Source organism: Zavarzinia aquatilis, assembly GCF_003173035.1.
Lineage (GTDB): Bacteria > Pseudomonadota > Alphaproteobacteria > Zavarziniales > Zavarziniaceae > Zavarzinia > Zavarzinia aquatilis.
Genome location: NZ_QGLE01000037.1, coordinates 1 through 1535 on the forward strand (window position 1 = coordinate 1; position 1535 = coordinate 1535).

A 1535-nucleotide genomic window follows, 5' to 3' on the forward strand; every position below is an offset into this window, starting at 1 on the left:
CCCTCGGCGACGTCGACAACCGGACCGCGACGACCCTGACCTTCACCACCGACGCCGACGATCACGACCTGCTGGCCAATACCGCCGCCACCGGCAACCTCATCCTCATCGGCGACGGCAACGACAACGTCCTGCGCGGCGGCAACGGCAGCGACACCCTGAGTGGTGGCGGCGGCACCGACACGCTCGATGGCGGGGCCGGCAAGGACAGCGCGGTATTCGACGCCAACTTCGCCGATGCCACCATCGAAAGCGGCTCGGGCACCTCGTTCCTGGTCACCATCGGCGGTGTCACCACCACGGTCGAAGGCGTTGAACGCCTGACGTTCAACGACGAGAGCGTGGTGCTGGTCGGCGGCAGCAGCGGCATCGCCAGCCTGCAGCAGGGAGTCGACGCCGCGACCGCGGGCGATGTCCTCGTGCTCCATTCCGGCACCTACGAAGGCAACACCACGATCGCCAAGGAACTGACCGTCCTCGGCGCCAATGCCGGGATCGCAGGCTCCGGCGCTCATGGCACGGGGTCCGTTGTCCACGGCCAGATCCTGATCAGCTCGACCGCCCCCGTGGTGATCGACGGCCTGGAATTCCTCGCCGATGCGACCAGCAACGCGGGGGGTCAGGGCAATGCCCAGCTGCGCATCACGCAGGGCGGCAGCGGCACCGGCCACGTCATTGCCAACAACCTGTTCTACAGCACGCTGACCAACGGCGGCGCGATCGACGCCTATGCCATCTTCCAGGGCCCCATCGCCTCCGGCGCCGTCACGATCGAGGACAACACGATCACCGGCGCCAACACCAACAAGTACAGCACGGCGCCCTGGGGCCGCGGCATCTGGTCGGACGGTGGCGGCGTCACCCTGACGGTGGAGGGCAACACGATCGGTTCCGCCCGTACCGGCATCAACTTCGACAGCCCCGGCACCACGGTCGAGGTGACGGGCAACGTCTTCACCGCTAACGGCACGGGCATTTCGCTCGGCCTCGCCAGCGGCCTGATCGACTGGATCACCAACAACAGCTTCGCGGACGTCGATACCGACATCAACGGCCGCAACCTGTCGGGCGGTTACCAGATCGACCTCACCGCCAGCGGCAACACGGGCACGGGCGTGGCGCCCGGCTTCCTCGTCCTCGGCGGCGACGGCAACGACGATCTGACCGGCTCGGCCGGGGACGATGTGCTGGTCGGCGACAATTCGGGCGGCGGGGCGCTGGCCACCCCGGGTCCGGCGCTCGACGCCAACACGCTCGACGGTGGCGAGGGCAACGACATCCTGCTGGGCGGCAACGGCGTCGACACCATGATCGGCGGCCTGGGCGACGACCAGCTGGACGGCCGCGGCGGCGCGGACACGATGTCGGGCGGTGTGGGCGACGACAGCTATGTCGTCGACGATGCCGGCGATACGGTGATCGAGGCGGCGGGCGAAGGCAACGACACGGTCTCGACCAGTGTCACCTACACGCTGGCGGCCGGGCAGGAAATCGAGACCCTGCAGGCGACCGGCACGGGGAACATCGCCCTGACC

1 pseudogene is annotated in these 1535 nt (G+C 68.6%); it reads left to right on the forward strand.

The window, feature by feature from the left end:
• A pseudogene (locus DKG74_RS21925) lies at positions 1-1535 on the forward strand (hypothetical protein); the annotation flags it as partial.